Below are 26,896 nucleotides of genomic sequence, written 5' to 3'. Positions count from 1 at the left end.
AGATGCTGAATATAAAGACCATACCGATCAGCGCGTGGATCGGCCTCATCATCACAGCGCTGTTTCTCTTTGCGGCGATCTTCGCCCCTTGGGTTGCGCCATATTCAGTTGGCGAAACAGTCGGCGACGTGTGGGAACCGAGTTCCGCAAAATATTGGCTTGGCACTGATAATCTTGGGCGTGATCTGCTGTCGCGCATGATCTATGGCGCGCGTATCACCATCTTCATCGCCGCAATGGCGACGGCATTGTCGTTTATCCTGGGCTCGGTGCTGGGTTTTGCGGCAGCGGTTATCGGAGGCTGGTTCGACCAGCTGATGTCGCGCTTCGTCGATCTAATCATGGCAATTCCAACGTTGATCTTCGCACTTGTGGTGCTTTCGGTGCTGCCTGCCAACGTGTTGACGCTAATCCTGGTGATGGGCCTGCTCGATGCCACGCGGGTGTACCGGCTGGCCCGCGCTGTCGCCGTCGATATCAATGTGATGGATTTCGTAGAGGCGGCAAAACTGCGCGGCGAGGGACGCATGTGGATCATCTTCCGGGAAATCCTGCCCAATGCACTGACGCCGCTGATCGCCGAGCTCGGGTTGCGGTTTATCTTCGCGGTGCTGTTTCTCTCTGCGCTGTCGTTTCTTGGTCTTGGCGTGCAGCCGCCGGATGCGGATTGGGGCGGCATGGTCAAGGAAAACAAGGAAGGCATCGTCTTTGGCATTCCTGCGGCGCTCATCCCGGCTGCGGCAATCGCCGTCCTTGCCATTTCAGTTAATCTGGTTGCCGACTGGATCCTCAATCGCACCACCAGCCTGAAGGGAGGGCGCGGCTAATGGCCAAACGTCCTGTAGACAGAAGTGGAACCCTGCTCGATATCCGCAATCTGCGTATCGAGGCGACGAGCTACCCTCCGGGAGAACCGCCGCGCAATGTCGTCATTGTCGACGATGTTTCCGTGAAGCTCGAGCGCGGCAAGGTGCTGGGGCTCATTGGCGAGTCCGGTGCGGGAAAGTCGACCATCGGCCTTTCCAGCATGTGCTATGGGCGTGGCGGCGTGCGGATTACCGGCGGCGAAGTTCTGCTCAACGGCCGCGATATATTGAAAGGCGGGCCAAGATTGCTGCGGCAGGTGCGCGGACGGGAAGTTTGCTACGTCGCGCAGTCTGCAGCCGCAGCCTTCAATCCCGCGCGCAAGCTGATGGATCAGGTGGTCGAGGCGGCGCTCTTGCACGGCATTTGCTCGAAGGCCGTAGCCGAGAAACGTGCGATCGGCCTGTTCAAGAAGCTGGGCCTGCCCAATCCTGAAACCTTTGGCCAGCGTTTTCCGCATCAGGTGTCAGGCGGACAGCTGCAGCGGGCCATGACCGCGATGGCGCTGTGCTCGGAACCCGATCTGATCGTGTTTGACGAGCCGACGACGGCGCTCGACGTGACCACGCAGATTGATGTGCTGGCTTCGATCAAGGATGCGATCCGCGATACCAATGTTGCGGCGCTTTACATCACCCATGATCTGGCGGTCGTGGCGCAGGTGGCGGATGACATCATCGTCTTGCGGCACGGCAAGAAAGTCGAGTACGGTGATACGCACCAGATCATCAAGGAACCGCGCCAGCAATACACCAACCAGCTGGTCTCGGTGCACCATATACCGCACGAGCAAAAGAACCCGACCGACGCGCCGATCCTGGTCGTCAACAATGTCACGGCGGCCTATGGCGGCGGGCTGGTCAAGGTGCTGAAAAATGTGTCAGTGGATATCCATCTCGGCCAGACGCTGGCCGTCGTTGGCGAATCCGGTTCGGGTAAATCGACACTGGCCCGCGCGATCACCGGGCTGTTGCCGCCGATGGAGGGCAGCATCACCTTTGACGGGCGCACGCTGTCTCCCCGCCTTGCCAACCGTACGCGCAATGATCTGCGCGAGTTGCAGATGATCTACCAGATGGCGGATACCGCGATGAACCCGCGCCAGACCATCGGCACGATCATCGGCCGTCCGCTCGAGTTCTATTTCAAGATGCGGGGCAAGGAACGCGACAGGCATGTCACCGAGCTCCTCGAAAAGATCGAAATGGGCAAGGGCTTTGCGGATCGGTATCCGGCGGAGCTCTCCGGTGGCCAGAAACAGCGCGTCTGCATCGCGCGGGCGCTGGCGGCAAAGCCGAAGCTCATTATATGCGATGAGGTCACCAGCGCTCTCGACCCGCTGGTTGCGGACGGCATATTGAAACTGCTGCTCGATCTCCAGAAGGATGAGAACGTCGCCTATCTCTTCATCACGCACGATCTCGCAACGGTGAAATCCATCGCCGATTCAATCGCCGTGATGTACCGGGGCGAGGTGGTTCGCTATGGACCGAAATCGGAAGTCCTGGCGCCGCCATTCGACGATTATACAGATCTTTTGTTGTCGTCAGTTCCAGAGATGGAGCTGGGATGGCTTGAGAACGCGATGAAGCATCGCCGCATGGCGAGCGCGGGAAACTAGAGCTGGCCGGGCCAGCGGCCTTGGCCAAGCAGGTGTACAGCGGTTGTGATGCGCCGGAAGCTGGAGCGGGCGCGTTCCACGCTGTGGCGTGCACGCAGGTAGGCGTGCACCAGACCGGGTTCGTTGTTCCAGATCGCCTTGCCGCCTGATGCCAGGATTTTGTCGCGATAGTGCCGGCCATCATCCGACAGCGGATCGCATTCGGCTGAAATCACGACAGTGGCCGGCAGGTCGGCGAAATCCGTGTCGTTCAATGGTGCAAAACGCGGGTCGGTCGACCAGTTGAAGCCGCCGCCTCTGAGATTGAAATAGTATTGCGTGTCCCGTGTCGTCAGCATCGGCGCTTCGGCATGGGTGACGTAGGAACCCTGATCGGTCGCCCCGCCGAGCCCGGGATAGATGAGAACCTGGCCAATCGGTGCGCGTTCATGGCGGCGCACATGATGCGTGACCGCTGCCGCCAGATTGCCACCGGCGCTATCGCCGCACAGGACGATGGGCAGGTCATAGCTCGACGCCACATGTTCGAATGCCGCTAGACAATCCCGGAACGCGGTTGGATGCAGGTGTTCGGGCGCGAGCCTGTAGTCGACCGAGATCACGCGGAAGCCTGTGCCATCGCACAATTCGGCGCAGACATCGTCGTGACTCTCAAGTCCGCCAACGACGAATCCGCCCCCATGAAAATACAGGCAGATGGCTTCCGGATCGCTGCCGCGTTTTTCGTAGATGCGGATGGGGATTTTGCGGTCACGAGCATCAACCAAGTGATCAGCCGACGACACCGACTCGGGATAGCCGGCAAAGAACCCGCGGCACATGGTGTCGTAGACCTCCCGCTGCTGGGCAATCGAAAGCTCGATGGCATCGGGCGGGTAGAAACTGTTGGTACGTTCTATGAACGCCCAGGTTTCTGCGTCGATGAGTGCGGAATAGTCGGTGGTCATTTCCCTTTCCAGACGGGCTCACGCTTTTCGGCGAAGGCCTTGAAGCCTTCCCGGCCGTCTTCGGATGCGTAGAGTGTGTCGACTGTACGGAATTTGCGCTTGGTAATCCAGTTCATGGCTTCCTGGAAACCCATGCTCTCGGCTTCGCGCGCCACTTCCTTGATGGCGGCGAATACCAGCGGCGGTCCGCTTTCGAGCATCCGCGCGATCTCCCAGACACGCTCCACCAGCTTGTCTTTCGGCAGGACCTCGTTGACCAGCCCCCAGCGGTGCGCCTCGGTAACGTCCATCCAGCGTCCGGTGAGAAGGAGATCCATGGCGACATGATAGGGGATGCGCTTCGGCAGCTTGACAGTTGCGGCATCGGCGAGGGTGCCTGCGCGGATTTCCGGTAAGGCAAAGCTGGAATGGTCCGACGCATAGATCAGATCGCAGGAGAGGGCGAGTTCGAATCCTCCGCCGACAGCCATGCCATTGACAGCCGCGATGACAGGCTTGTTGAGGTCGATCAGTTCTTGCAGACCGCCGAACCCGCCGACGCCATAATCGCCATCGACCGCATCGCCGCCGGCTGCCGCCTTCAGGTCCCAGCCGGCGCAGAAGAACTTGTCGCCCTCGGTTTGCACGATGGCGACACGCAATTCGGGATCGTCACGGAACTTCTTGAACGTTTCGCCCATCAGACGGCTCGTCGTCAGGTCGATGGCATTGGCTTTTGGCCGGTCCAGCGTGACTTCGAGAATGCCACCTTCGCGGCGTGTCCTGATTACATCGCTCATTTCAGCTCTCCCTTTGTCACCAGCAGTGCATCGGCGATCCATGCGCCATCGCCCTGCCTGCAAACCAGCAGCGGATTGATATCAAGTTCGGCAATTCTGCCAGAATTGTTCACGGCGAATGCCGCAATGCCCACGATTGCTTCAACAGCAGCGTCAAGATCAGCCTTGGGCCTGCCGCGATAGCCATCGAGCAGCGGGAACATGCGCAGCGAGCGCAACCCATTCTCGATGTCCTCGCGGCTCGAGGGCAGGAGCAGAGTTGCCGTATCCTGCAGCAATTCCACCAGAACGCCGCCGGTGCCGAGGGTCATGACCGGACCGAATTGCGGGTCATCGACGATACCGACGATAAGCTCGGCAACCGCTCCCCTGACCATCCGCTCCACATAAAGACCGCTTCCGAGACCAACGAGATCATCGGCGGCGGATCTGACCACATCGGCATCTTTCAGATTGAGCCGGACGGCGTTCTGTTCGGATTTATGAGCAATGCCGAGCGCCTTGAGCGCGACCGGATAGCCAAGTGCGTCGGCAATGGCGATTGCCTCCATACTCATGGTGCAGCGCTGTCCGTCCGGCACGGGTAGGCCAGCCTCCTTGAGAATGGTCTTGGCTTCGGCCTCGTCCGGGATACGCGTGCGGGCGTCAGCTTGCTCGTCGGGAACCGCCACGGCTTCCGCAAGCGGCGTCTTCCACGCCTTGCCTATGAAGGCTGCAGCTTCCGCCGCATCGAAAGCTTCTGTTATGCCGCAAAGCGGTGCGATGCCTTTCGCCATCAGGCCCGACATGTATTCCTCCGGAATGTTCTCTGACAGCGAAGCGACAATAGCGCCCTTGGCTTTGTTGGTTCGCAGGGCGTTTTCGAAGCCTCGAACGGTTGACCACCAATCAACATCCGAGCAGCGATCCTTGCGCGGAAAATCGAGGACGAGGCAGCTTAGCGAGAAGCCGCCGGATACCATGGCAGTGAATGTCTCTGTCAGTGCCGGTTCGTTGTTCCAGATGAACGTGTGGTAATCGAGCGGGTTGGCGACGGCGACGAACGCCCCGAGCGTGGATTTGACCCGCGCCCGGTGCTCGGACGTCAGTTCTGGAAAGTTGACCGCGCGACCCTCGGCACTATCGGCCATGACCGATGCCTCGCCGCCGGAACAGCTCATGGAACAGAGCGTGTTGCCATCGAGCGGGCCGTGCACATGCAAAAACTTCAATGTTTCAAGGAAGGACGCAATCGAGTTGACGCGGGCTATGCCGAGCCGCTTGAGGAAGGCGTCGGAGGCCGCATCGGATCCCGCCAGTGAGGCGGTGTGCGAGACGGTCGCGGCCCGTGCCTGTGCGGAGCGGCCGACTTTCATGGCGACTATGGGCTTCCCGAGTTCGCGGGCGCGCTTGGCCAGAAGTTCGAATTTTGGCGCCGACTGGAACGCCTCGATATGGAGGCCAAGCGCTGTAACGCGTTCATCTTCGAGTAGTGCAATCGCCATGTCCGGCAGGCCAGTCTGCGCCTGGTTGCCCGCCGTCATGACGTGGGCGATGGGCAGGCCGCGGGTCTGCATCGTCATGTTGATGGCAATGTTGGACGATTGCGTGATGATGGCGACGCCGCGTTCGTCCGGGCCCAGCCGCCGCCCGCCATGCTGGTCGGGCCAGAGCAGGGCGCCATCGCAGTAGTTGATCAGCCCGTAGCAATTGGGCCCGATGATCGGCATGTCGCCTGCAGCTTCGACGAGCTCTTCCTGCAACCTTGCGCCATCAACATCGTCTGCACCGGCTTCGAGAAAGCCGGAAGCGTAGCAGACAGCGACGCCGGCTCCGGCTTCACGCAGGTCACGCACGATATCGAGGGTAAGAAAGCGGTTGACGCCGACAAAGGCCGCATCGGGACTGCCCGGCAGATCGGCGACCGACCGGTAGACCTTGAGACCGCATATTTCATCATGTTTGGGATGCACCGGCCAGATCTCGCCGGAAAAGCCCATTTTCTGTGATTGCTTGATGACTTCGGCGGCTTGCAGGCCGCCGAAGACTGCGATGGTTTTCGGTCGTAGCAGACGATCGAGCTTGTGCGATGCCATCAAATGCTCCGTTACGCGCCATGCGGGCGGAGCAGGGCACGCGAGATGATGTGCCTCTGGATTTCAGATGTGCCTTCCCATATGCGCTCGACGCGGGCGTCGCGCCAGATGCGCTCGAGCGGCAGGTCATCCATCAGGCCCATGCCGCCATGGATCTGGATAGCCTCGTCGGCGACGAAGGCAAGCATTTCAGTGGCCTTCAGTTTTGCCATCGCCATGTCCTGATCCGTGACTGTGCCCTGGTCGAATTTCCAGCCAGCCTCGAAGGTAAGCAAGTCGGCGGCTTTCAGTTCCGTCGCCATGTCCGCCAGCTTGAATGACACGCCCTGGAACTTGCCGATCTGCTGGCCGAATTGCTGGCGTTGCGCCGCATATTCGATGGCGTGGCCAAGCGCGCGTTCAGCGCGGCCGAGACAGGTGGCCGCCACCTGGAGGCGGGTTGCGCCGAGCCAGGTATTGGCAACTTCGAAGCCCTTGTGAACTTCGCCGAGGATCTGCTCCTTTGGCAGGCGACAATCGTCGAATTCGATGATCGCATTGGTATAACCGCGATGCGAAACGTTGCGATAGCCCTCGCGGATGGTCATGCCGGGATGACCCTTGTCGACGAAAAACGCCGTGATCTTCTTTTTCTTGCCGCGCGGCGTGTCTTCCTCGCCGGATGCAACGAAGAGGATGACGAAATCCGCTTCGACGGCGTGGCTGATGAAATGCTTGGTACCGTTGACGACCCAATCGCCGCCTTTTTCAACGGCGGTCGCCTTCATGCCGCGCAGGTCGGAACCGGCGCCGGGTTCGGTCATCGCCAGGCAATCCGACTTTTCACCTCGAATGCAAGGAAACAGGTACTTTTCCTTCTGCGCGTCGGTGCCGGCGAGCAGGATATTGGAAGGGCGTCCAACGCAGGTCCAGTGCAGCGCATAATTGGCGCGGCCGAGTTCCTTTTCGTAGAGCAGCCACGTCACGGTATCGAGACCGGCACCGCCGATCTCTTCAGGCATGTTGGCAGCATAAAGCCCGGCTTCGATTGCCTTTTGCTTCAGCTCATCAGCCAGTTCCTTGCGCAGGACGCCGGTGCGCTCGACCTCTGCTTCATGCGGATAGAGTTCGTTCTCGACAAAGGCGCGTGTCGTATCGACGATCAGCCTTTGCTCCTCCGAAAGACCGAAATCCATGGCCTTACCCTTTCTTTTTCTTGGGCTTGCTGGCGACCGCCTTGGTGGCTGCCTTGGAAACGGCAGGCTTCTGCGCCAGCTTCGACAGACGCTTGGTGTAGTCGTTGTGAAGTGCGCCTGCACCCCAGCCCTTGCCCTTGTTCTGCTTGGAGAGTGCTTCCATGATGGCCACGAGATTATCGTCGCGGATACGCTCAAGCTCGCGGATCGACAGGCCATGCGCCTGTTCGTCGGACTGGTTGGCAATCTTGTCGACCAGCTCCTCATCAAGTTCCGGCACGTCCATCAGTTTGGTCCACGGCCATGACAGGCATGGACCGAACTGCGCGATGAAGTGGCGCATACCGGCTTCACCACCAGCAACGCGGTAGACCTGGAACATGCCCATCTGTGCCCAGCGAATGCCGAACGAATAGCGGATGATGTCGTCGAGCTCTTCAACCGTCGTGATGTCGTCCTTGATCAGCCACAGGGATTCGCGCCAGACGGCTTCTAGCAGGCGGTCGCCGACGAAGGCTTCGATTTCCTTGCGGATCACCACCGGCTTCATGCCGATCGAAGTATAAAGTTCCCGGGCCTTTTCGACGGCCTCCGGCGAGGTCTGCTTGCCGCCGACGATCTCAACGAGGGGAAGGAGGTAGACGGGATTATAAGGATGGCCGACGACCAGCCTTTCCGGATGCTTCATCGCAGTCTGCATGTCCGAGGGAAGAATGCCCGAAGTCGAAGAACCGACGATGGCATCGACCGCCGCGTGTTTGTCGATCTCCGCCAGCACCTTATGCTTCAGGTCGAGCCGCTCCGGCACGCTTTCCTGAATGAAGTCGGCGCCAGCGACGGCCTGCTCGATCGACTTGGCAAATGTCAGCTTGCCTTCCTTCGGCAAGCCACCCGGCACCATTGTCTTATAGGCGCGGCGTGAATTCTTCATCACCTCGCTGACCTTGCGCTCGGCTTCCGGATCCGGATCGAAGATCGAAACATCGATGCCATTGAGGAGGAGGCGAGCTACCCAGCCCGCTCCGATAACACCGCCGCCGATAGCCGCGGCCTTGCGAATCCCTGCCATGATTTCTTACCAGCCCTTCGTTAATTTCATGCGCTCGCGGACTTCGTTCGGTCCGAGAATGCGAGCGCCCATGCCTTCCGCGACCTTTACGGCGCGTTCGACCAACGGGCCATTGGTGGCAAGAACGCCCTTGTCGAGCCAGATATTGTCTTCAAGTCCAACGCGGATATTGCCGCCCGCCAGCATCGCCATCGCCGCATAGGGCATCTGGTTGCGGCCGATGGAGAAAGCCGAGAATGTCCAGTTCGACGGGAGGTTGTTGGTCAACGCCAGCAGCGTGTTGATATCATCCGGAGCGCCCCACGGAATGCCCATGCAAAGCTGCACCATGACCGGATCTTCAAGCAATTTCTGGTCGTAGAGCCACTTGGCCAGAAGCAGGTGGCCCGTATCGAAGATTTCCACCTCCGGCCGCACACCAAGCGCCTTTATCTGGGCCGCCATGGCTTTGAGCATGGCAGGCGTGTTGGTCATGACATAATCACCTTCGCCGAAATTCATCGTGCCGCAATCGAGCGTGCAGATTTCCGGGCGGAGCTTTGCCACGTGTTCCAGCCGTTCGGTTGCGCCCGCCATATCAGTGCCGTCGAGCGAAGGCGGCATTGGCTGTTCCACGCTGCCGAGCGTGAGATCGCCGCCCATGCCTGCGGTAAGGTTCAGCACCATATCGACGCCTGACGCCTTGATGTGCTCGACGACCTCCGCATAGAGCGCAACATCGCGCGAACCCTTGCCGGTCTTGGGGTCACGCACGTGAATATGCGCGATGGCTGCGCCAGCATTTGCCGCGGCGATGCATTCATCGGCGATCTGACGCGGCGTGACCGGAACCTTGTCGGAACGGCCTGTGGTATCGCCCGCACCGGTCACGGCGCAGGTGATGAATACTTCGCGATTGGGGGTGAGTCCCATTGTAAATCTCCCATGTTCTCGTTGAAACGATCATGCCCCCATTGCCAGGCGATGCTTTGCAATATACGAATAGGAATTGATGAATAGCGAAACATCGCCACTCTTTTCGTCAAGTTCCGAACCGCTGCAGGTGACCGTTCTGGTTTTCAGCGGCGCCTCGCTCATGTGCGTGGCATCGACGATCGATCCGATGCGTGCGGCGAATCGCGTGTCAGGTGCAAATCTGTTCAACTGGCGAATTGTATCACTCGACGGCGAACCGACAATGACCACATGTGGTTTGCCGATTGCTGTGTCTGGTTCATTTGATGCATCAAAAAAAGGCGATATATTATTGGTTGTCGGAGGTTTTGGTACGTCCGACATTGCGCGCACGACGTTCACGGCCAATTTGCGCCGTGCTGTGCACAATTACCAGATGATTGGCGGCATCGAGGCTGGTTCCTGGCTGCTTGGCCGCGCCGGACTTCTCTCGGGTCGAAAGGCGACCACGCATTGGGAGGACATGGAGGAGTTTACGGCCGAGTTTCCCGATGCGGATATTCGGCCAGACCGCTACGTCATCGATGGGCCGGTTTTCACGAGCGGCGGCGCCTCGCCAACCTTCGATCTCATGCTGCATCTGATCCGCTCGCGCTATGGCATGTCTGTCGCGCTCGATGTGGCGAGCGTGTTCATCTATGACGGGACGCATGCCTCGAACGATGCGCAGCCGCTGGTTTCGCTGGGACGGCTCGACGATGTGCATCCGAAGCTCGCGGGTGCCATTCGCTTGATGGAGCGCCATATCGAACAGCCGTTGACCATCGGCGCCATTGCCAAGCGCTCTGGCCTGAGCGCCCGAAGTCTTGAGAAGATCTTTGCCAAAGCTGTCGGCGAGGGGCCGGGCCGGTATTATCTTCGGCTGCGGCTGAAAGTGGCGCGGCGGCTGATTACCGATACGAAATCGCCGCTGGCAGATATCGCCGCGCGCACAGGCTTTTCATCGGCATCGGCATTCACCAGAACCTTCCGCAATTTCGAAGGTAAGCCGCCAAGCGCTTTCCGGGCTGTTCATTGAGCGTCGCTTTTGACAAAGCAGCTGCATGGACTTCATGTTTCAACCCGCGATCGAATAGTTGCGCCATCCAGTCAGGAGCCCACAATGTCAGCCGAAAATTTGCAAGGTCAACTGTACCGGTCCGCGCCGATTGCCATGGAGAAGGAGTGGATCGACTATAATGGCCACCTGAACATGGCGTACTACAACGTGGTTTTCGACCGGGGCGGCGATGAGTTTCTTGCCGAATTGGGCTTCGGCCCGAAATATGCCGCCGAACGCAAGCTGACGATCTACACCGCCGAAGTGCATATCTGCTACGTGCAGGAAATTCATCTCGACCATATCGTGACGGTTACCAGCCAGTTGATCGATTTCGATGCCAAGCGTCTGCACACGTATAATGAGATCGTGCACCAGGATGGCTGGGTGGCGGCGACCGCAGAGGTAATGTCGCTGCATGTGGATATGAACGGCCCCAAGGTCGTGCCGTTTCCCGATGACATTTTGCCGACGCTCGAGTTTTACAAGCAAGCCCATTCCAAGCTGCCACTGCCTGCGCGGGTTGGCCGATCGATCGGGATCAAGCGGAAGTAGTTCCGCCGAACTGTTCAACCAGCCAGCGCTCGAATTGGCGGATGCGGGTTTCGCCGACGCGCTCCTTGCGGCAGATCATATACCAGGCGCCGGGCTGCGGAACTTTCAGCGGGAACGGGGCCACAAGCCGCCCGGCCATGATGTCATCAGCCACCAGAAAATCCGGTGCAACGGCGAGGCCCTGACCGTCGAGTGCCGATTGCAGGGCGGCAAGATAGGTGTCGAACTTCAACGTTACCGCCTGCGCGGTATCGGCGATGCCAGCCGCCTCCAGCCACGTGCCCCAATCCTCGGGGGAGGTATAAAGCGCGAGGCGTGGCACTTTGGCCAGCGCTTTGGCTCCAACGTCGCCTTCGATCCGCGCAGCCACTTGCGGACTGCACACGGGTCTCATTTCCGCCTTGACCAGCAGGCGGTAGTGCAGGTTCATGCGCTCCGGCCGGGTGGTGTGGATGATGCCGATGTCGGAGCTATCGATGTTGAGCTCCCAATCGAGCTGGCTGGTGCCGATGCGGATGGCGAGATTGGGATTGACCTTGCGGAAGTCCGTCAGCCGCGGGATCAGCCAGCGGATGGCGAAGGTTGCATAAGTCTCCAATGCAAGATCGTCGGTCGTGCCGATCCGATTGATCAGCGCCGTGCCGCGCGCGATCTTTTCAAAGGCGTCGCGCATATAGGGATAGTAAAGCGTGCCGGCGTCAGTCAGCGACACGCCGCGCGGCAGGCGTTCGAACAGCTTGACGCCGAGAATGGTTTCAAGTTCGGCGATCCGGTGGCTGATGGCGGATTGCGTTACGCCGAGTTCTTCTCCAGCAAGCCGGAAACTCAACAATCGGGCTGATGCTTCGAACGCCCGAAGGGAGCCAAGCGGCGGAATGCGGGGCTTCGACATCATGGCCCGAAAACCCTGTGACTGGATGCTTGAGAATAATTCATGTCTGTATGAGTAACGATCGCTTGAATGCGGTGCAATGCGGAATCATTCTAAACTGCGGCGCGGTCAAAAATAACAGGGCGTCCGGGAACAATCTTTTCGGAGAATGAAATGGGTGCAGAACAGGCCTTGGTGGAAATTGCGCCGTCTCTGGACAAGATCGATCAACTGATCGCCGGGCACAAAGCCGGTCACGGCCTCGTTCGTGCGTTCTATATGGATCCTGACGTCTATGCGCGTGATATGGAGCGGGTGTTCCGGCGTCATTGGCACTGCATCGGCCACGCCAGCATCATTCCCGATGCCGGAGATTTCGAGCTTTTCAAGATCGACAGCGAGGCGGTGATCGTTTCACGCACCGACGACGGTTCAATCCATGCCTTTTTGAATGTTTGCCGCCACCGCGGTGCCGAGGTCTGCACCAAGCAGAAGGGGAATGCGCGCTTCTTCGTCTGCCCCTATCATGCCTGGACATACACCAATGATGGCAGTCTGCGTGCGGCGCGGCTGATGCCGAAGGATTTCGATCGCAGCGCCCATGGCTTGAAGAAGCTGCATGTGAGGGTAGCCGAGGGGCTGATCTTCATCTGCTTTGCCGACGAACCACTGGATTTTTCCATTATCGAACAGTCACTACGGACGACTTGCGGTCAGTATGGCTGGGCTGACGCCAAGGTCGCACACCGCGAGACCTATCCGGTCGATGCCAACTGGAAGCTTGCAGTCGAGAATTACGTGGAATGTTATCACTGTGGACCGGCTCACCCGGAATACTCGCAGACGCATGCGCTGGAGCAGCCTGCCGAGAAGATCGTTGAGCTGAACGCACGCATGGAACAGCGCACCTGTGCGCTTGGCATCGACATTGCCACCGGCGACCACTGGCAGAGTTCGGCGCACGGCCAGGAAACAATTCATACGTTCCGCTATGCGCTCTATGACGGCGTTTCCAGCGGCAGCGAGGATGGTTCGCCCGTCGGGCCGCTGATGGGGCGCTTCTCGGAATTTGATGGCGGCGTTACGTCGATCCATCTTGGCGGCACGAGCTTCCTCGTGTGCTATCCAGACCATGGCATGATCTATCGGTTCATTCCGAAAAGCGTCGATACGTGCGAGATGGAACTGATCTGGCTGGTGCGCGGCGATGCCGAAGAAGGCAGGGACTACGACCTCGAAAAGCTGACCTGGCTGTGGAAGGTGACGACTGCCGAAGACAAGACGATCATCGAGCATACGGCGCGCGGCGTCCGCTCGCATTATTTCGTGCCGGGTCCGATCGCGCCGATGGAATATAATGAACTGCGATACATCCAGTGGTACCTCGATGAAATCGCGCGGCCATAATTGAAAAAGCATGAGACCACAGGGGAGTTTGTATGTCTGATTTTCCAACGTCGGCGCGCGTCGTCATCATCGGTGGCGGGGCGGTCGGCGTTTCGTCGCTTTACCATCTCGCCAAAGCGGGCTGGACCGATTGCGTGCTGCTTGAAAAGAACGAGCTGACGTCGGGATCGACATGGCATGCAGCGGGCAATGTGCCGACGTTTTCGGCCTCCTGGTCAGTGATGAACATGCAGCGTTATTCGGCAGAACTCTACCGCGGGCTGGCTGCCGAAGTCGATTATCCCATGAACTACCATGTCACCGGCTCGCTGCGACTGGCGCACACCAAGGAGCGGATGCGCGAATTCCAGCGCGTGAAGAGCATGGGCCGCTACCAGGGCATGGATATCGATGTGCTTGGGGTCGATGAGATCAACGGTCGCTATCCGTTCATTGCGACGCATGAGCTGGAAGGCGCGCTCTACGATCCCAATGATGGCGATATCGATCCGGCGCAGTTGACGCAGGCGCTGGCCAAGGGCGCACGCGATCTCGGCGCCAAGATCATCCGGTTTTGCCCTGTCACGGGCGCGAGACGTGAGAATGACGAGTGGATCATCTCGACGCCTCAGGGCGAGATTCGCTGCGAATACGTGGTCAATGCTGCAGGATATCGCGCGCAGGAAATCGGCAGGATGTTCGGCCGCGATGTGCCGATGATAGTGATGAGCCATCAATATTTGCTGTTCGATGAAATTCCCGAGATCGCCGCCTGGTCGCGCGAGCATGGCCAGAAGCTGCCGCTGCTGCGCGATGTGGATTCGTCCTATTATCTTCGGCAGGAAAAGAACGGCATGAATCTCGGGCCGTACGAGCGCAATTGCCGGGCGCATTGGGCGACTTCCGACGATCCGATGCCTGACGACTTCTCCTTCCAGCTTTTCCCAGACGATCTGGAGCGGCTCGAGTGGTATCTGAACGATGCCATCGCACGCGTGCCGATACTTGGCACGGCGGGCCTGTCGAAGATCATCAACGGTCCGATTCCCTATGCGCCCGACGGCAACCCACTGATTGGCCCGATGCCGGGCGTTCCCAACGCGTTCGAAGCCTGTGTCTTCACCTTCGGCATCGCGCAGGCCGGCGGGGCGGGCAAGGTCCTCGCCGAATGGGTGACCGAGGGCGCGACGGAGTGGGATATGTGGTCATGCGATCCGCGCCGGTTTACCGCTTTCACCGATCCTGACTATTGTGTCGCCAAGGGTGTTGAAGTCTACGGGCATGAATATGCAATCCATTTCCCGCGCCACACATGGCCGGCGGGACGCAACAAGAAACTTTCGCCGATCCACGACCGCATCGCTGAGTTCGGTGCGCAGTTTGGTGCCTATAATGGCTGGGAGCGGGCCAACTGGTACGCGCAACCGGGCGATGACACGTCCGAAGAATCCACGCAGACATTCCTGCGCGATGGACCCTGGCAGGAGCGTATTCGCGAAGAGTGCCATGCGGTGCGCGATGCGGTCGGTATTCTCGATCTGCCGGGTTTCTCACGCTTCAAGGTAAGCGGCGAGGGCGCGCGCGCATGGCTGTCGACGTTGACTACGGGCATCGTTCCCAAGCCCGGACGTATCGGCCTTGGCTACTTCTCCGATGACAAGGGCCGCGTCGTCACTGAAATGTCGATAATGGCGATCGACGAGGACGTGTTCTTTCTGATCACCGCCGGCGTTGCCGAATGGCATGATCGCGACTGGTTGCTCAATCATTTGCCGAAAGACAGTTCGATCAGCATCAGCAATGTAACTGACGACTTCTCGTGCCAGATCGTGACCGGGCCGAAGGCGCGCGATCTGTTCCGCGATATCTGTGATGCCGATCTCGAAAAAACCTGGCTGTCGCATCAGACGACGCAGATTGCCGGGCGCTATTGCCAGCTGGTGCGGGTATCGTTTGCCGGTGAGCTCGGCTGGGAAGTCCACACCAAGGTGGCAGATACGGCGGCGATTTTCGATGCGGTATGGGAGGCGGGGCAGGAATACGGGATCAAACCGTTCGGCATGTTCGCGCTCGATTCGCTGCGTCTGGAAAAGGGTTACCGCGCGTGGAAGGGTGACCTGTCAACGGATTATACGCCGCTGCAAAGCGGGCTCGAACGCTTCATCAAGTGGGAAAAGCCGGAATTTCTCGGCAAGGCAGCGCTCGAGAGTGAAAAGCAGCAGGGCGTGAAGAAACGCTTCGTGACGCTGACCGTCGACGCGGGCGATTGCGACGCGCCGTACATGTCGACGCTCTGGCACGACGGCAATATCGTCGGCGAGACAACGTCGGGCGGTTGGGGCCATCGCATCGACAAATCAATTGCGCGCGGCATGCTGAAGACGGAACTCACTGAACCCGGCACAGAAGTTGAGGTAGAAATCTTCGGCGAGCGCTTCAAGGCAACGGTCCATCCTGACCAACCGCTGTGGGACCCCAAGAACGAAAGAATTCGCGCATGAGCTCCCTTCCCACGAAGGCCCGCGCCGTCATCATTGGTGGCGGCATCTCCGGCTGTTCCGTCGCCTATCATCTGGCCAAGCTCGGCTGGACCGACATCGTTTTGCTTGAGCGCAAACAGCTCACGTCTGGTACTACCTGGCATGCGGCAGGGTTGATAGGTCAATTGCGCGCCTCGCAGAACATGACACGGCTCGCCAAATATTCCGCGGACCTCTACGTCAAGCTGGAGGCCGAGACCGAGGTCGCCACCGGCATGCGTCAGGTCGGCTCGATCACCGTCGCGCTGACCGAGGAACGCAAGCACGAGATCTACCGTCAGGCGTCGTTGGCAAGGGCATTCGATGTCGACGTGCGCGAGATTTCTCCGCGCGAAGTCAAGGAGATGTATCCGCATCTTAATATCGAGGATGTGGTTGGTGCGGTGCATCTGCCCCTAGACGGGCAGTGCGACCCGGCCAATATCGCCATGGCACTTGCCAAGGGTGCGCGCCAGCGCGGTGCGAAGATTGTCGAGAACGTCAAGGTCACCGAAGTTCTCAAGAAAAATGGCCGGGTGACTGGAGTTACCTGGGCGCAAGGTGAAGAGCATGGCACGATCGAGACCGATGTCGTGATCAACTGCGCGGGGATGTGGGCGCGCGATCTGGCGGGAACGTCGGGCGTGACTGTGCCGCTGCATGCTTGCGAGCACTTCTATCTCGTCACCGAAGCCATCGAGGGGCTCGGGCGTCTGCCGGTGCTGCGCGTTCCGGATGAATGCGCCTACTACAAGGAAGATGCCGGCAAGATGATGCTCGGCGCTTTCGAACCGATTGCCAAGCCCTGGGGCATGAACGGTATTTCCGAGGACTTCTGTTTCGACCAGTTGCAGGAAGACTTCGAGCATTTCGAGCCGATCCTTGAAATGGGCGTCAACCGCATGCCGATGCTCGGCACTGCCGGTATCCATACATTCTTCAATGGTCCCGAAAGCTTCACCCCCGACGACCGCTACTACCTCGGCGAAGCGCCGGAACTTGGCGGTTACTGGGTTGCAGCGGGTTATAATTCCATCGGTATTGTTTCCTCCGGCGGCGCCGGGATGGCGCTTGCGCAATGGATAAACGATGGCGAAGCGCCTTTCGATCTGTGGGAGGTGGACATTCGCCGGGCGCAGCCCTTCCAGAAAAACCGCCGGTATTTGAAGGAACGGGTGTCGGAAACACTCGGGCTGCTCTATGCCGATCATTTCCCGTACCGGCAAATGGCAACATCGCGCAATATCCGCCGCTCGCCGATCCATGAGCATCTGAAGGCGCGGGGCGCCGTATTTGGCGAAGTTGCGGGATGGGAGCGCGCCAACTGGTTTGCCAAAGAGGGGCAGGAGCGCGAATACCGCTATTCGTGGAAGCGGCAGAACTGGTTCGAGAACCAGCGCGATGAACACCTTGCAGTGCGCAACAATGTCGGCCTCTTCGACATGACGTCGTTTGGCAAGATACGTATCGAGGGCCGCGATGCCCTGGCGTTTCTGCAGAAGCTTTGTGCCAATCAGCTGGATGTGGAGCCCGGCCGCATTGTCTACACGCAGATGCTCAACAATCGCGGCGGGATCGAGAGCGACCTGACGATCACGCGGCTGTCGGACACGGCGTTTTTCGCTGTGGTGCCCGGTGCGACGTTGCAGCGCGACCTTGCCTGGATGCGCAAGCACCTCAAGGACGAGTTCGTCGTCATCACAGACGTGACTGCCGCGGAGTCCGTGCTTTGCCTGATGGGGCCTGCCTCACGCGAACTGATCCAGAAGATCAGCCCGAATGACTTTTCGAATGAAGCCAATCCCTTTGGGACGGCACGCGAGATCGAAATCGGCATGGGATTAGCACGGGCGCACCGCGTGAGCTATGTTGGCGAACTCGGCTGGGAGCTTTATGTCTCGACGGAGCAGACGGCACATGTTTTCGAGGCAATCGAAGAAGCAGGCAAGGACCTTGGCTTGAAACTGTGCGGCCTGCACACGCTGGACTCCTGCCGTATCGAAAAAGCCTTCCGGCATTTCGGCCATGACATCACCGACGAGGATCATGTGCTGGAGGCAGGGCTTGGCTTTGCGGTGAAGGCCGACAAGGGCGATTTCATCGGCCGGGATGCTGTACTGAGGAAGAAGGACACAGGGCTTGATCGCCGTCTCGTGCAATTCCGCCTGACTGATTCCGAACCGCTGCTCTTTCACAACGAGGCGATCGTCCGCGATGGCAAGATCGTCGGGACGATCACATCCGGCAATTACGGGCATTATCTCGGCGGTGCGATCGGGCTCGGATACGTGCCAAGCAAGGGCGAGAGCGCCGAACAGGTGCTGGCTTCCGATTACGAGATCGAGATAGCCGGTGTCCGCGTGAAGGCCGAGGCCTCACTGCGGCCGATGTACGATCCAAAGGCCGAGCGGGTGAGGATGTAGAACTGGCCGGGTTTGCCCGGCCAGCTATCCAACTCAATTCATCCTGGTGAGCACCGTATTGAACTGCTCCAGCGCCCAATCGACCTGATCTCGCTTGATGACGAGTGGCGGAGCGATGCGGATCGTATCGCCATGGGTGTCCTTGGCGAGGATGCCGCGCGCCTTGAGCTCGTAGCAGAAACGGTTGGCGCCGCCTGCTTCCGGATGCAGTTCGACCGCCAGCATCAGCCCGCGGCCGCGTACTTCGCGCACGATATTGCTGCGAATGCCTTTGAGCTCCTGCAGGAAATAGTCGCCCTCGATGCGGGAATTCTCGATCATGTCTTCTTCGGTGAGCACCCGCAGCGCGGCGCGGGCAATAGCGCAGGCGAGCGGATTTCCACCAAAGGTGCTGCCGTGCTGTCCGGGCTTGAGCACGCCGAGAACATCACTGTTGGAAAGCACCGCCGAGACTGGGTAAAAACCACCGGAGAGCGCCTTGCCGATCAACGTTACGTCCGCTTCGATGCCTTCGTGCGCTTCGGCAAGCAAGGCGCCGGTGCGGCCAAGACCGGTCTGGATTTCATCGAGGATGAGCGTGACGTTATTCTCGGTGCAAAGTTCGCGCACCTTGGTGAAATAGCCCTTCGGCGGAATGATCACGCCGGCTTCGCCCTGGATCGGCTCGACAAGAAAACCGACGGTGTTGGGGGTCAGTGCCGCTGCAAACGCGTCGGTATCGCCAAAGGGGACGACCTTGAAGCCCGGCGCGAACGGGCCGAAATTATCGCGGGCCGAAGGATCGGTGCTGAAGCCGACGATACCCATGGTGCGGCCATGGAAATTATCCGAACAGACGATGATTTCTGCGGCGTTTTCCGGAACGCCCTTGACCTCGTAACCCCATTTGCGCACGGCCTTGATGGCGGTTTCGACAGCTTCTGCGCCGCTGTTCATCGGCAGGATCTTATGCGAGCCGGTGAGGGCGGCGAGTTCTTCGTAGAACAGGGCCAACTGGTCATTGCGGAAGGCGCGGGAGGTGAGCGTGAGCTTGCCTGCCTGTTCGGTCATTGCTTTCAGGATTTTGGGATGGCAATGGCCCTGGTTGACGGCCGAATAGGCTGAGAGGCAGTCAAGGTAGCGATTGCCGTCGATATCCCATACGTACACGCCTTCGCCGCGCTCCAGCACCACATCGAGCGGCTTGTAGTTGTGCGCCCCGAGGCGGGATTCCGTCGAAATCAAATCAGCGGCTGTGTGCAGCAAAATATCCTCCTATTGTGTCATACGTTCAGAGCGGCAGCGCTCTGTTCGGATAATGTCGGTTTGTCGAAAATCTGCCGGCCGAACAGGCTGGCAACGAGATCGACGAGCAGCAGGGCACTCTTGCCGCGCTCATCCAGAAACGGGTTGAGCTCAACCACATCGAGCGAACCGACGACGCCGGAATCGTGCAGCATCTCCATGACGAGATGCGCTTCGCGGTAGGTCGCGCCGCCAGGAACGGTGGTTCCGACGCCCGGTGCAAAGGACGGATCGACGAAATCCACATCAAAACTGACATGCAGGATGCCGTTGGCCTTCTGTACGCGCTCGATAATGCGCCGCAGCAGTTTGACAACGCCGAACTCATCGATCTGTCGCATGTCGATGACATCGATGCCTCGCTCACGCAGAAGGACGCGTTCGGTCTTGTCGATGGAGCGAATGCCGAAAAGATGCAGGTTTTCCGGTTTGACGAAACCATGCGGCTCATCGCCAAAGACGCCTTCAAGGCCGGGTTCGCGGCAAAGGAGCGCTGCCGACATGCCGTGCATGTTGCCGGATGGTGAGGTGGCGGGCGTATTGAAATCGGAATGCGCGTCGAGCCAGAGCACAAACAATTCGCGGTTGTGCTCTTCGCAATAGCGCGCGACGCCGCCAATCGATCCCATGGACAGGCTATGATCGCCGCCAAGAATGACCGGGAACGTGCCGTTTATCATTGCGTCATAGGTCTCGACGGCCAGCATGCGGGACCAGGCAGCGATTTTCTCGATGTAATGCGCAAGACCCTGGACAGGCGGAACAACAGGCAATGTCTTCGGGAGACGCAAATCACCGCGATCTTCCACCGGGTGGCCAAGATCTTCGAGCATATGGATCAGCCCGGCAGTGCGCAGCGCAGCGGGCCCCATCAATGCGCCAAGCCTTCCGGCACCTTCTTCGATCGGCGCGCCGATGACGGTCAGCTTCTGCTTGTGCGTGTCCTCGAAATTGTTCTGCATGTTCATGAACAGCTGTCACTCTCGCGTTTGAAGGGGTCAGGGATCTAACCAAGATTATCACGTTTCGGCAGTGATATTGGCACTTCGACGCGGTGACAAAAAGACAGCATCCTGATAGAAATGCACATATTAATGCGCATTTTGCTCAATCAATTTGATCAGATTGGAAGACGATGGATGATGTAGACCGCAAATTATTGTCTTTGCTGCGGGATGATTGCCGCCTGCCGGTTTCATCCATGGCAACGATTCTGGGTATTTCGCGTGCTACGGTGCGGACGCGTATCGACAGACTGACCACAAACGGCACGATTCAGAGTTTCACCGTCAACTTGAAGGCAGGTGCGGGCATTTATGGCGTCCGGGCCGTTGCCATGATCGAGGTTGCGGGGCAAGCCGCAGAAAAGGTTGTGCGGCGGTTGCAAGGCTTTCCGGAAATCCGTGCGCTGCATACCACGAACGGGCGCTGGGATATCGTTGCCGAAATCGAAGTCGAGACCCTGGAGGCCTTTGACCGGACATTGCGCGACATTCGCCATATTGACGGAATCACCTCGACGGAGACAAGTATTCTGTTGTCCACTCGCAAAAGTTAGTTGGTGATTGAGTGCGATTCCAATGCGTGCAGTGGCGGCATGCGTGGTTCGACAGGCTCACCATGAGGGAGGTGGTTTGCACTGCAAGGAGTTAGAATCTGCACTGTTGACATTCATTAACTTCTGCAACGGAGAAGTTTATCATGCAAACAACCCACCTCCCTCATGGTGAGCCTGTCGAACCACGCACAACGCTGTCGCTCATGATGGATCAGAGAAGTTGTACATTATGTATTGCCTGGTAGTTGAGGAGGAGTCGTTTGCATATTCGTGAGATTCCATGGCTGGAACCTGTCGAAGCTGCCGAGCGATTGTTGCCGCTCGGGGGATTGAGCTTTCTCGACAGTGCCATGCGTCACGACACCCTTGGACGCTACTCCTATGTGGCGGCGGATCCATTCGGCAAACTCGTCGTGGAAAAGGGCGTGGCGCGCTGGAATGGCGCCGCTGTTGACCGGCACCCGCTCGAGGCGATTTCGCACTATTGCGACCTTTACCGGCTCGATGATCAGCCCGGTCTACCGCCATTTCAGGGCGGCGCAATCGGCTATTTTTCTTATGAATTCGGGCGATTGCTGGAGCGCCTGCCGCAGCCCCATGCGCCGGCGCAAGGCTCGATGCCGGATGCCGCCTGGTATTTCTACGATGTGGTGCTGGCGTTCGATCATCAGGCCGGAAAAGCCTGGCTTTTGTCATCGGGATTGCCAGAAGCGGACGAGGCTGCCCGGGAAAGGAAAAGTATCGAGCGTTCCGAATTGTTCCTGCGGCATCTCAAAGAGCCAAAACAGGAGACTTCGAATGTCGGGCAGCAGAGGATTGCGCGAGGGTCCTGGCGATCGAATTTCGAGCGCGACGCCTATATGCAGTCCGTTGCCAAGGTGGTGGAATATATCCTCGACGGCGATATCTTCCAGGCCAACATCGCGCAGCGTTTTATCGCCGATTTGCCGGAAGGCTTTGTAAAGTGGCAGTTCTACAAGGCACTGCGCCGGCGTAATGCCGCAACTTTTGCCGCCTATCTGGATCACGGCGATATCGTAATCGCGTCGAGCTCGCCGGAGCGGTTTGTCGCGGTGAAGGGCGACCAGGTCGAGACGCGACCGATCAAGGGAACGATGCCGCGGTCGTCAGATCCCGACGAAGACAAGAATCTCGCCGACATACTTCTCAAATCGGAGAAGGATCGAGCCGAGAACCTGATGATCGTCGATTTGATGCGCAACGATCTTTCCCGCGTTTGCCGACCGCATTCCGTGCTGACACCCGTTCTTTGCGGGCTCGAGACCTATGCGAGCGTCCATCATCTGGTTTCCGCCGTTACGGGGCGGCTGATGGAAGGCAAATCCCTGATGGATCTGATCAGGGCAGCCTTCCCGGGCGGGTCAATCACAGGCGCACCAAAGCTGCGGGCGATGGAGATCATCACCGAGATCGAGCGCGAGGCGCGGGGCGTCTATTGCGGTTCGATCGGTTTCATCGGGTTCAATGGCAATTTCGACGGCAATATCGGCATTCGCACCGTGCTGTTTCAGGGCGGCAAGGCCGTGTTTCAAGCGGGTGGCGGTATTACAGCGCTATCCGATCCAGCCGCGGAATATCAGGAAACGCTGGACAAGGCCGCGCGCATCTTTGCCGTCTTCGATCAGGGTGATGCGGCATGATCCTGATCATCGACAATTACGACTCCTTCGTATTCACCGTGGCGCGCTACTTTGCTGAACTTGGCGTCGACACGCAGGTGGTCCGCAATGACGCGATTACCGCGGCGGAGGTGGAGCAGCTCGCACCCCAAGCAATTGTCGTTTCACCAGGGCCGTGCGGGCCGCGCGAAGCCGGGCAATCGATGGAGATTATCGAGAGGTTGAGCGGACAGGTGCCGATTCTCGGCATCTGCCTTGGCCATCAATGCATCGGCGAAGTCTTTGGCGGCAAGGTCGTGCGAGCGCAGGAACCGATGCATGGGCGAGCCTCGGCTATCAATCATGGCGGGACGGACATCTTCAAGGGGCTGCCGAGCCCGTTCCGCGCCGGCCGCTATCACTCGCTGATCGTGGAATCTGTCAAGGATGGCAGCGATCTGTCGGTGACCGCGCGATCCGATGCCGGCGAGATCATGGGGCTCACCCATATTAGCCACCCCACCTATGGTGTGCAGTTCCACCCTGAATCAGTATTGACGGAATATGGTCATGCCATGCTTGGCAATTTCCTGCGGCTTTCGCGCCGGTTCAAGAGATTTGCGCCATGACGGCCTGCAAATGGCGTTTTTCTGTGCGCCGGTGCTCATGAACCCAAAAGTTCGCTGCGCTCCGGTGCTCGAAAATCACCATTTTCGACTCGTCCTGGCGCAAATCTCAATAAACCTCAAGGCGCCGCTATTTTTGCCTCTTTGTTCGATATTCCTGTTGGTCGTAACGTCAATCATCCGCTACACACTCAACTGAACCACGCCGTCACTTATCCGGCGCAGTGTCAAAAATAATCCATAGAGCCACAGGCAGGAGACAGACCATGCTTCGCAAGACCGATTTCTATATCGATGGAAAGTGGATAGCGCCGGTAGTGGCGAAAGAGCTTGAGGTAATCAATCCGGCTGACGAGCAGGCATTTGCCGTGATCTCGCTGGGTTCTGCAGCCGATGTCGACAAGGCCGTATCCGCCGCGCGCAAGGCTTTCACCACATGGAGCGTGACCAGCCGCGAAGAGCGCCTGGCGTGGCTTGAGCGGCTGCTTGCCGTTTATAAATCGCGTATCGCCGATATGGCCAAGGCTATCTCGTCCGAAATGGGCGCCCCGATCACAATGGCGCTGGATGAACAGGCGGCATCCGGGACCGGCCATATCAAGGCTTTCATCCGGTCACTCAAAGAGTTCGAGTTCGAGCGGCCGCTAAACGGTCACGACACGGTCCGGCTTGCGTACGAGCCGATCGGTGTCTGCGGCCTGATCACGCCGTGGAACTGGCCGATGAACCAGGTGGTTCTGAAAGTCGTTCCAGCGATTGCCGCAGGGTGTACCGTCATTCTCAAGCCCTCCGAGATTGCGCCAATTTCATCAGTGATTTTTGCGGAAATGGTCGATGCCTCGGGTCTTCCTGCCGGTGTGTTCAATTTGGTCAATGGTGATGGCCCATCAGTTGGTGCAGCCATGTCAGCTCATCCCGGCATCGACATGATGTCGTTCACGGGTTCCACCCGCGCCGGCGTTGCCGTGACCAAGGCTGCGGCCGATACGGTCAAACGCGTATCGCTGGAGCTCGGCGGCAAGTCGCCGAACATCGTGTTTGCAGATTCGGATGTTGAAGCTGCCGTCAAGCGCGGCGTCGAGCATGTGTTCAACAATACCGGCCAGTCCTGCAATGCACCGACGCGCATGCTGGTTGAGCGCTCGGTCTATGGCAAGGCGACCGAAATCGCTGCCGAGACCGCCAAGGCCACCAAGGTCGGCGATCCATCGCAGGACGGCGATCACATGGGTCCGCTTGTGTCTGAGATGCAGTTCAACAAGGTGCAGGGACTGATCGAGCAGGGCATCAAGGAAGGCGCGCGGCTGATTGCCGGCGGTACCGGACGCCCCGAAGGCTTCAATCGGGGTTACTACGTCCGTCCGACGGTTTTCGCCGACGTCAACAATGACATGACGATCGCCCGCGAAGAAATCTTCGGACCGGTACTGGCGATGATCCCCTTCGACACGGAGGAAGAAGCGGTAGAGATCGCCAATGACACGCCATACGGTCTTGCTGCCTATATCCAGTCGGGCGATCGCGAGCGCATCAAGCGCGTGTCGAAGCAGTTGCGCGCTGGCATGGTGCGTATTAATGGTGCCGAGCATGCAGCAGACGCTCCGTTCGGCGGCTACAAGCAGTCGGGCATCGGGCGCGAAGGCGGTCACTTCGGGATCGAGGATTTCCTTGAAGTGAAGGCGATCAGCGGTTGGGAAGACAACGCTGCCTGAGTGTCGGTTTGAAACTCTGTTGCGACGGTCATCTGACGCGATTTTTCTGCGCTTCCGGTGCTCACGTACTTAATGTACGCTGCGCTCCGGTTCTCGAAAACCACGCCATCTGACTAGCCGCAGCGACTTTCAAGACGGACACTGAGTTTTAACTGACGAGACGCCATATTTGTCAGGAAAGGCAGGTGCGGATAGATGGAAACAGATACTCTCCCGGAATCCGCACCTGAAGACGAGGATGCCAACATCTATGGCGAGGACGGTGCTGTCCGCACGTCCTATCTGGCGCGTGTCGGCGCCGCTATTGCGGACCGGGACGTTCTCTTTCTAAGGGCGCATGTCGGCAAGCTGCACCAGTCGGAGCTTGGCCACGTCCTCGAGGCTCTGCAGCCAGATCAGCGTAGGGCCCTCGTTGAACTTCTGGGCGACGAATTCGATTTTGCCGCACTGACCGAGGTTGACGAGGCGGTTCGCCTTGAAATCGTTGATGCGATGCCGAACCGGCAGATCGCCGAAGGCGTTCAGGAACTCGATTCCGACGATGCGGTCTACATCCTTGAAGACCTTGAGCAAGAAGACCGCGACGAGATTCTGGCGCAGCTGCCGTTTACCGAAAGGGTTCGACTGCGCCGTTCCCTTGGCTACCCGGAGGAAACCGCCGGACGCCGCATGCAGACGGAGTTTGTCGCGGTGCCGCCATTCTGGACTGTCGGCCAGACCATCGACTACATGCGCGACAATGACGACCTGCCCGAGTCGTTCTCGCAGATATTCGTTATCGACCCGATGTTCCGGCTCTTGGGCGCGATCGACCTCGATCGCATCCTGCGGACCCGGCGCGACGTCAAAATCGACGAGATCACACACGAGACGCGACATGCGATCCCGGCGACCATGGACCAGGAAGAAGCCGCGCAAATCTTCGAGCAATACGACCTGTTGTCGGCAGCGGTGGTGGACGAAAACGACCGGCTTGTCGGTGTTCTGACCATCGAGAACATCGTGGACGTCATTCAGGAAGAGGCCGAGGAAGATATCTTGCGTCTCGGCGGCGTCGGCGACGAAGAACTGTCCGATTCGGTGCTGTCCACGTCGCGCTCACGTACGCCCTGGCTGGTGATCAACCTGTTCACTGCATTCCTGTCGGCATCTGTGATCGGATTGTTCGATGGCACCATCCAGCAGATGGTGGCTCTGGCGGTGCTTATGCCCATCGTGGCATCCATGGGTGGCAATGCAGGCACGCAGACAATGACCGTGACTGTTCGGGCACTGGCGACACGGGACATGGATATCTACAACGCCGGCCGCATCATTCGCCGCGAGGCTTCGGTGGGGCTCATCAACGGGGTCATTTTCGCGATCATGATTGGTGTCATTGCGGGTCTCTGGTTCGCAAATGTCCATATTGGCGGTATTATTGCAGCAGCGATGATCATCAACATGCTTGCAGCCGCACTTGGTGGTATTCTGATTCCGTTGTTGCTGCATCGTTTCGGTGCTGACCCGGCCATAGCGTCGGCGGTATTCGTTACCACGGTTACCGATGTCGTCGGCTTTTCGTCGTTTCTCGGTCTGGCAACCTGGTGGTTCGGCTTTAAATAACATCCGTTTGGTGAGATATGGACTAAGAGCCGTCTTGAAACTCTACTGCGGCGGCCATCTGACGCGATTTTCTGCGCTTCCGGTGCTCACGTACTCAATGTACGCTGCGCTCCGGTTCTCGAAAACCACGCTATCTGACTCACCGCAGCGACTTTCCAAACGGGCTCTAAAGTTCGCAACCGAATACAATCGTGCAATTGACTTTTACGTAATTG

At 58.8% G+C, this 26,896-nt stretch carries 21 protein-coding genes; 12 read left to right on the top strand and 9 right to left on the bottom strand.

Annotated elements, in window-relative coordinates; genetic code table 11:
* Window positions 1–2 precede the first annotated feature (2 nt).
* On the top strand, window positions 3–827 hold the full coding sequence (locus N8E88_RS27855) for an ABC transporter permease (protein ID WP_112529375.1): 825 nt from the start codon (window positions 3–5) through the stop codon (window positions 825–827).
* Window positions 827–2,485, top strand: a complete 1,659-nt coding sequence (locus N8E88_RS27850) for an ABC transporter ATP-binding protein (protein WP_262293401.1) — start codon at window positions 827–829, stop codon at window positions 2,483–2,485. The genes N8E88_RS27855 and N8E88_RS27850 overlap by 1 nt, the downstream gene beginning before the upstream one ends.
* Here N8E88_RS27850 and N8E88_RS27845 read toward each other — a convergent pair.
* Genes N8E88_RS27845 through N8E88_RS27820 form a run of 6 tightly spaced genes read right to left on the bottom strand, consistent with a single transcriptional unit; the run spans window position 2,482 to window position 9,442 of the window.
* On the bottom strand, window positions 2,482–3,432 hold the full coding sequence (locus N8E88_RS27845) for an alpha/beta hydrolase (RefSeq protein ID WP_262293400.1): 951 nt from the start codon (window positions 3,430–3,432) through the stop codon (window positions 2,482–2,484). The genes N8E88_RS27850 and N8E88_RS27845 overlap by 4 nt on opposite strands.
* On the bottom strand, window positions 3,429–4,211 hold the full coding sequence (locus N8E88_RS27840) for a carnitinyl-CoA dehydratase (RefSeq protein ID WP_262293399.1): 783 nt from the start codon (window positions 4,209–4,211) through the stop codon (window positions 3,429–3,431). The genes N8E88_RS27845 and N8E88_RS27840 overlap by 4 nt, the downstream gene beginning before the upstream one ends.
* Complete coding sequence (locus N8E88_RS27835) at window positions 4,208–6,286, bottom strand: acetate--CoA ligase family protein (RefSeq protein ID WP_262293398.1); 2,079 nt, start codon at window positions 6,284–6,286, stop codon at window positions 4,208–4,210. Before N8E88_RS27835 ends, N8E88_RS27840 begins: the two co-directional genes overlap by 4 nt.
* Window positions 6,287–6,297: 11 nt before the next feature.
* Complete coding sequence (locus N8E88_RS27830) at window positions 6,298–7,461, bottom strand: acyl-CoA dehydrogenase family protein (protein ID WP_262293397.1); 1,164 nt, start codon at window positions 7,459–7,461, stop codon at window positions 6,298–6,300.
* A gap of 4 nt (window positions 7,462–7,465) precedes the next feature.
* The gene (locus N8E88_RS27825) at window positions 7,466–8,530 is read right to left on the bottom strand and encodes a carnitine 3-dehydrogenase (RefSeq protein WP_262293396.1); all 1,065 of its coding nucleotides are present in this window, start codon (window positions 8,528–8,530) and stop codon (window positions 7,466–7,468) included.
* 6 nt (window positions 8,531–8,536) lie between these two features.
* A complete protein-coding gene (locus N8E88_RS27820; RefSeq protein WP_262293395.1) occupies window positions 8,537–9,442 on the bottom strand; it encodes a beta-keto acid cleavage family enzyme in 906 nt (301 codons plus the stop codon).
* 76 nt (window positions 9,443–9,518) lie between these two features.
* Between N8E88_RS27820 and N8E88_RS27815 the strand changes: the two genes are divergently transcribed.
* Together N8E88_RS27815 and N8E88_RS27810 are read left to right on the top strand one after the other, a co-directional pair.
* Window positions 9,519–10,502, top strand: a complete 984-nt coding sequence (locus N8E88_RS27815; protein ID WP_410010626.1) for a GlxA family transcriptional regulator — start codon at window positions 9,519–9,521, stop codon at window positions 10,500–10,502.
* 84 nt (window positions 10,503–10,586) lie between these two features.
* A complete protein-coding gene (locus N8E88_RS27810) occupies window positions 10,587–11,078 on the top strand; it encodes a thioesterase family protein (protein ID WP_262293393.1) in 492 nt (163 codons plus the stop codon).
* On the opposite strand, the gene N8E88_RS27805 is transcribed toward N8E88_RS27810, so the two are convergent.
* Entirely contained in the window at window positions 11,065–11,973 is a 909-nt protein-coding gene (locus N8E88_RS27805; RefSeq protein ID WP_262293392.1) for a LysR substrate-binding domain-containing protein, read from the bottom strand. The genes N8E88_RS27810 and N8E88_RS27805 overlap by 14 nt on opposite strands.
* A gap of 150 nt (window positions 11,974–12,123) precedes the next feature.
* Between N8E88_RS27805 and N8E88_RS27800 the strand changes: the two genes are divergently transcribed.
* From N8E88_RS27800 to N8E88_RS27790, 3 genes are read left to right on the top strand one after another with little or no spacing between them, the layout of a single operon-like run.
* On the top strand, window positions 12,124–13,356 hold the full coding sequence (locus tag N8E88_RS27800; RefSeq protein ID WP_262293391.1) for an aromatic ring-hydroxylating oxygenase subunit alpha: 1,233 nt from the start codon (window positions 12,124–12,126) through the stop codon (window positions 13,354–13,356).
* A gap of 32 nt (window positions 13,357–13,388) precedes the next feature.
* Entirely contained in the window at window positions 13,389–15,836 is a 2,448-nt protein-coding gene (locus tag N8E88_RS27795) for a GcvT family protein (protein WP_262293390.1), read from the top strand.
* Window positions 15,833–18,277, top strand: a complete 2,445-nt coding sequence (locus N8E88_RS27790) for a GcvT family protein (RefSeq protein ID WP_262293389.1) — start codon at window positions 15,833–15,835, stop codon at window positions 18,275–18,277. The genes N8E88_RS27795 and N8E88_RS27790 overlap by 4 nt, the downstream gene beginning before the upstream one ends.
* A 33-nt stretch (window positions 18,278–18,310) precedes the next feature.
* Here N8E88_RS27790 and rocD read toward each other — a convergent pair whose 3' ends face one another.
* Window positions 18,311–19,519, bottom strand: a complete 1,209-nt coding sequence (gene rocD, locus N8E88_RS27785; protein WP_262295663.1) for an ornithine--oxo-acid transaminase — start codon at window positions 19,517–19,519, stop codon at window positions 18,311–18,313.
* A gap of 20 nt (window positions 19,520–19,539) precedes the next feature.
* Window positions 19,540–20,529, bottom strand: a complete 990-nt coding sequence (rocF, locus tag N8E88_RS27780; RefSeq protein ID WP_262293388.1) for an arginase — start codon at window positions 20,527–20,529, stop codon at window positions 19,540–19,542.
* Between the two features lie 167 nt (window positions 20,530–20,696).
* On the opposite strand from rocF, the gene N8E88_RS27775 reads away from it, so the two are divergent.
* From N8E88_RS27775 to mgtE, 5 genes are all read left to right on the top strand, one after another.
* Window positions 20,697–21,119, top strand: a complete 423-nt coding sequence (locus N8E88_RS27775; protein WP_262293387.1) for an Lrp/AsnC family transcriptional regulator — start codon at window positions 20,697–20,699, stop codon at window positions 21,117–21,119.
* A 260-nt stretch (window positions 21,120–21,379) separates the two neighbouring features.
* Complete coding sequence (gene pabB / locus N8E88_RS27770; protein ID WP_262293386.1) at window positions 21,380–22,780, top strand: aminodeoxychorismate synthase component I; 1,401 nt, start codon at window positions 21,380–21,382, stop codon at window positions 22,778–22,780.
* Window positions 22,777–23,367 carry an anthranilate synthase component II gene (locus N8E88_RS27765; protein WP_262293385.1) on the top strand — a complete coding sequence of 197 codons (591 nt, stop codon included), beginning with the start codon at window positions 22,777–22,779 and terminating at the stop codon, window positions 23,365–23,367. The genes pabB and N8E88_RS27765 overlap by 4 nt, the downstream gene beginning before the upstream one ends.
* A 263-nt stretch (window positions 23,368–23,630) precedes the next feature.
* Complete coding sequence (locus N8E88_RS27760) at window positions 23,631–25,076, top strand: aldehyde dehydrogenase family protein (RefSeq protein WP_262293384.1); 1,446 nt, start codon at window positions 23,631–23,633, stop codon at window positions 25,074–25,076.
* A gap of 195 nt (window positions 25,077–25,271) precedes the next feature.
* Window positions 25,272–26,681, top strand: coding sequence for a magnesium transporter (gene mgtE / locus N8E88_RS27755; RefSeq protein ID WP_262293383.1), 1,410 nt, complete (start codon window positions 25,272–25,274; stop codon window positions 26,679–26,681).
* Window positions 26,682–26,896 lie beyond the last annotated feature (215 nt).

The organism is Phyllobacterium zundukense (assembly GCF_025452195.1).
GTDB lineage: Bacteria > Pseudomonadota > Alphaproteobacteria > Rhizobiales > Rhizobiaceae > Phyllobacterium > Phyllobacterium zundukense_A.
The sequence above is the reverse complement of the archived record's forward strand: the minus strand, read 5'-3'. Positions and strand labels throughout refer to the sequence as shown.

Excerpts from the sequence above, each read along its gene's own strand:
- N8E88_RS27855 (WP_112529375.1), top strand. The coding sequence starts at position 3 with ATGCTGAATATAAAGACCATACCGATCAGCGCGTGGATCGGCCTCATC.
- N8E88_RS27850 (WP_262293401.1), top strand. The coding sequence starts at position 827 with ATGGCCAAACGTCCTGTAGACAGAAGTGGAACCCTGCTCGATATCCGC.
- N8E88_RS27845 (WP_262293400.1), bottom strand. The coding sequence starts at position 3,432 with ATGACCACCGACTATTCCGCACTCATCGACGCAGAAACCTGGGCGTTC.
- N8E88_RS27840 (WP_262293399.1), bottom strand. The coding sequence starts at position 4,211 with ATGAGCGATGTAATCAGGACACGCCGCGAAGGTGGCATTCTCGAAGTC.
- N8E88_RS27835 (WP_262293398.1), bottom strand. The coding sequence starts at position 6,286 with ATGGCATCGCACAAGCTCGATCGTCTGCTACGACCGAAAACCATCGCA.
- N8E88_RS27830 (WP_262293397.1), bottom strand. The coding sequence starts at position 7,461 with ATGGATTTCGGTCTTTCGGAGGAGCAAAGGCTGATCGTCGATACGACA.
- N8E88_RS27825 (WP_262293396.1), bottom strand. The coding sequence starts at position 8,530 with ATGGCAGGGATTCGCAAGGCCGCGGCTATCGGCGGCGGTGTTATCGGA.
- N8E88_RS27820 (WP_262293395.1), bottom strand. The coding sequence starts at position 9,442 with ATGGGACTCACCCCCAATCGCGAAGTATTCATCACCTGCGCCGTGACC.
- N8E88_RS27810 (WP_262293393.1), top strand. The coding sequence starts at position 10,587 with ATGTCAGCCGAAAATTTGCAAGGTCAACTGTACCGGTCCGCGCCGATT.
- N8E88_RS27805 (WP_262293392.1), bottom strand. The coding sequence starts at position 11,973 with ATGATGTCGAAGCCCCGCATTCCGCCGCTTGGCTCCCTTCGGGCGTTC.
- N8E88_RS27800 (WP_262293391.1), top strand. The coding sequence starts at position 12,124 with ATGGGTGCAGAACAGGCCTTGGTGGAAATTGCGCCGTCTCTGGACAAG.
- N8E88_RS27795 (WP_262293390.1), top strand. The coding sequence starts at position 13,389 with ATGTCTGATTTTCCAACGTCGGCGCGCGTCGTCATCATCGGTGGCGGG.
- N8E88_RS27790 (WP_262293389.1), top strand. The coding sequence starts at position 15,833 with ATGAGCTCCCTTCCCACGAAGGCCCGCGCCGTCATCATTGGTGGCGGC.
- rocF (WP_262293388.1), bottom strand. The coding sequence starts at position 20,529 with ATGAACATGCAGAACAATTTCGAGGACACGCACAAGCAGAAGCTGACC.
- N8E88_RS27775 (WP_262293387.1), top strand. The coding sequence starts at position 20,697 with ATGGATGATGTAGACCGCAAATTATTGTCTTTGCTGCGGGATGATTGC.
- N8E88_RS27765 (WP_262293385.1), top strand. The coding sequence starts at position 22,777 with ATGATCCTGATCATCGACAATTACGACTCCTTCGTATTCACCGTGGCG.
- N8E88_RS27760 (WP_262293384.1), top strand. The coding sequence starts at position 23,631 with ATGCTTCGCAAGACCGATTTCTATATCGATGGAAAGTGGATAGCGCCG.
- mgtE (WP_262293383.1), top strand. The coding sequence starts at position 25,272 with ATGGAAACAGATACTCTCCCGGAATCCGCACCTGAAGACGAGGATGCC.